The sequence below is a fragment of the Mesorhizobium sp. M7A.F.Ca.CA.004.04.2.1 genome, from assembly GCF_004022825.1.
Classification (GTDB): domain Bacteria; phylum Pseudomonadota; class Alphaproteobacteria; order Rhizobiales; family Rhizobiaceae; genus Mesorhizobium.
The window spans coordinates 1-3,444 of record NZ_RZPH01000660.1 but is presented as its reverse complement, the minus strand read 5'-3'; the positions used below and the strand labels follow the sequence as shown (position 1 = coordinate 3,444).

Annotated in this window: 3 protein-coding genes; 1 reads left to right on the top strand and 2 read right to left on the bottom strand. The window is 64.3% G+C overall.

All coding sequences use genetic code 11. From position 1 onward, the window contains the following. Nucleotides 1–21: 21 nt before the first annotated feature. Complete coding sequence (gene msrB / locus EN893_RS24775) at nt 22–525, top strand: peptide-methionine (R)-S-oxide reductase MsrB (RefSeq protein ID WP_128361837.1); 504 nt, start codon at nt 22–24, stop codon at nt 523–525. A gap of 176 nt (nt 526–701) precedes the next feature. Here msrB and EN893_RS24770 read toward each other — a convergent pair whose 3' ends face one another. Continuing rightward, the gene (locus EN893_RS24770; protein WP_127267221.1) at nt 702–2,300 is read right to left on the bottom strand and encodes a DHA2 family efflux MFS transporter permease subunit; all 1,599 of its coding nucleotides are present in this window, start codon (nt 2,298–2,300) and stop codon (nt 702–704) included. Between the two features lie 20 nt (nt 2,301–2,320). After that, on the bottom strand, nt 2,321–3,444 hold a 1,124-nt coding region (locus EN893_RS24765), incomplete at its 5' end, for an HlyD family secretion protein (protein ID WP_164901076.1).

The following is a 3,444-nucleotide window of genomic DNA, read 5'->3' as shown; positions in this document are numbered from 1 at the left end:
GGACATCAGGAGGACCCGGTCATGAACCGTCGCGACTTTCTTTTGAGCGGTGCCGCCGCCCTCGGCGTCGTCGGGGCCGCAGCAACGATGCTGCGCATGGGCGATCCGCAGGCAGCACAGGCCGCCGAAAAATTCGAAGTCACCAAGACCGACGCCGAGTGGAAAGCCATCCTGTCGCCGGCCGCCTTCGACGTGCTGCGCAAGGAAGGCACGGAGTATCCCGGCACCAGCCCGCTGCTCAACGAACACCGTAAGGGCATCTTCGCCTGTGCCGGCTGCGACCTGCCGGTCTATTCGTCGGAGACGAAATTCGATTCCGGCACCGGCTGGCCGAGCTTCTGGCAAGAGATCCCCAAGGCTATCGGCACGACCGTGGACCGCTCGCTCGGCATGACGCGCACCGAGGCGCATTGCCGCCGCTGCGGCGGCCATCTCGGCCACGTCTTCGACGACGGTCCGGCGCCGACCGGCCTGCGCCACTGCATCAACGGCGTCGCGCTGACCTTCAAGCCCGCCACAGCCTGACAAATTCCAACTGGATATGAAAAACTCCGGGCTTGCGGCCCGGAGTTTTTTGCGCGGTCAGAGCTTTTTCGGGCGTGGACTGGAGGAGCTTCCCGAAACAGCTGCCCACGTATCTCTGTCTTGTCGCAATTCCTGACGGAAAACCGCCTTACACTTTTCCTGGAATTGCTCCGGTATCAGTGGCCGCCGCCACCACCTCCACCCGCCGCCGCGGCCGGCTTGCGGATCAACATGGTGAACAGGCCAAGCGTCGCAAACAGCACCGTCAGCATGAAGAACACATCCATGAATGACAGCAGCGCCGCCTGCTGCTGGACCATGCCCGACAGCTTGGAGATGGCAGCACTTGTCGCATCCAGGCCGGGGGTTTGCTCGAAATTGAGCGTCATGTTCTGCAGCTTGGTCTGCGCGGCTTCACTGCCCCATTGCACATGCTCGGAGAGCCTTGCGTAGTGGAAGGCATTGCGGTCGATCAGCACGGTGTTGATCAGCGCGAGGCCAACCGCACCGCCAAGGTTGCGGGTGAGATTGAACAGGCCGGACGCATTCTTCAGCCGCTCGGGCGGCAAGGTGCCGAGCGCGATGTTGTTGATCGGCACCATGCACAGCATCATCGAACAGCCGCGCAGGATCTGCGGGATGAGCAGCTCGTTGAAATCCCAGTCGGCGGTCAGATGCGTCATCCACCAGGTGCCGGTGGCGAAGCCGAAGAAGCCGATCATCATCATCAGCCGCGGGTCCATCTTGTTCGACAGGATGCCCGAGATCGGCGCGGTGAAGAACATGGCCAGGCCGCTGACGAACAGCGCCTCGCCGATCATCATCGAATCGTAGCCACGGATGCGCCCGAGATACACCGGGTAGAGATAGGTCAGGCCGTAAAGGCCGATGCCGATGACGAAGGAAAACAGCGAGCCGAAGGCGAAGTTGATGTTGGTGAAGGCCTTCAGGTCGACGATCGGCTCCTCGGCGGTGAACACCCGCCAGAAGAACAGCACCGCGCCGATGGTCATGACAATGGCGCAGATGAAGACGCCCTGGTCCTGCAGCCAGTCATTGTTGGGGCCTTCCTCGAGCACATATTCCATGCAGCCCAGGAAAGCCGCCATGCCGGCGAGGCCCCACCAGTCGAACTTGCTGAACAGCTTGAGGTTGGGCTTGTCGAAGTCGATCAGCGTCCAGGCCGCCGCTGTCACCAGGATGCCGGGCACGACATTGACCAGGAACAGCCAGTGCCAGGACATGGCATGGCTGATATAGCCGCCGACAGTCGGGCCGATGGTCGGCGCCAACGTCGCCACCAGGCCGATCATCGGCGAGACGAAGGCGCGGCGCGAGGGCGGGAAGATGGTGAAGGCAGCGGCGAAGACGCTCGGTATCATGCCGCCGCCGATGAAGCCCTGGACGGCGCGGTAGACAATCATCTGGTCGATGTTGGTGGCAGTCGCCGCCAGCGCACTGGCCGCGGTGAAGCCCGCCGCCGAGATCGTGAACAGCACCCGCGTCGACAGCATCCGGCTGAGGAAGCCCGACAGCGGGATCATCACCACTTCGGCGATCAGATAGGCGGTCTGCACCCACGGGATTTCGTCGGAGCTGGCGCTCAGGCCGGCCTGGATTTCCGACAGCGAGGCGGAGACGATCTGGATATCGAGGATGGCCATGAACATGCCGAACACCATCGCCAGGAAGGCGATGACGCGCCGCGTCGAAATGGTGTCAGGCACAGCCGGCCTCGCCGGCGGCGCTCCTGCTGTCAGGGTTGCGGTTGCCATGGCATTGCTCCCGTCGCCGCTCAGTTCGCGGCCACTGGGCCCGACCCGGATGGGGCGGTGCGGCTGTCGACGTCGACGATGACGCTCAGGCCGGCGCGCAGTTTGCCGCTCTTCAGGACATCTGCGGGCACATCGATGCGGACCGGAACGCGCTGCACGACCTTGGTGAAGTTGCCGGTGGCGTTTTCGGGCGGCAGCAGCGAGAACACGGCACCCGAAGCCGGCGCCAGCGACGAGACGGTTCCCTCGAAGTCCTGGCCGTCGGTCGCATCGACCGAGATCTTCACCTTCTCTCCGGGCACCAGCCGGGCAAGCTGCGTCTCCTTGAAGTTGGCGACGATGTAGAGCTTGTCCATCGGCACGATGACGGCGAGCTTCTGGCCGGGGCTGACAAGGTCGCCCTGTTCGACCGAGCGGTTGCCGACGATGCCGTCATAAGGCGCCTTGAGCACGGTGAAGGAAAGATCGCGCAGCGCCTTGTCATGGCTGAGCTGCAGGGACGCCAGCGTGCTCGCCGATTCCGCGCGTTGCGCCTGCAGCACGCCGATATTGGCCTGCGCGGCGGCGATCGTCGCGTCGGCGCCGACAAGGGCGGCATCGGCCTGCTGGACCGCCGTCTGGGCGTCGTCCAGCTGCGCCTGCGTGCCGACATGGGTCTTGAGCAGCTGCGAGGCGCGCGCCGCGACCTTGGCCGCATTGTCGGCCGCGGCCTGATCGGCGACCTTCTGCGCCTGCGCCTGCTGCAGCGAGGCGCGCGCTGCTTCAGTCTGGGCGTCGATACGGTCGAGCGTCTTGCTCAAGGTGGCGATCTGCGCCTCGGCCTGGGCGACGGCAATCTTGTAATCGCCGTCATCGACGACGAGCAGCGGATCGCCGGCCTTGACCTGCTGGTTCTCGCTGACCTTGACCTGATCGACATAGCCGGAAATCTTGGGCGAGATGAACGCCATGTCCGCCTGGACATAGGCATCGTCCGTCGAGATCATGAAGCGGCCCGTGGTCCAGTAATCGTAACCATACCAGGCGCCGGCGCCCAGCAAGGCGACGCCGATGACCGGCAGCAGGAAGGAACGCACCGAACGCTTCTTCTTGGCCGGAGCCTCTGCCGGTGGCGACGAGACCGGCTGGACAGGCACTTCCGGAG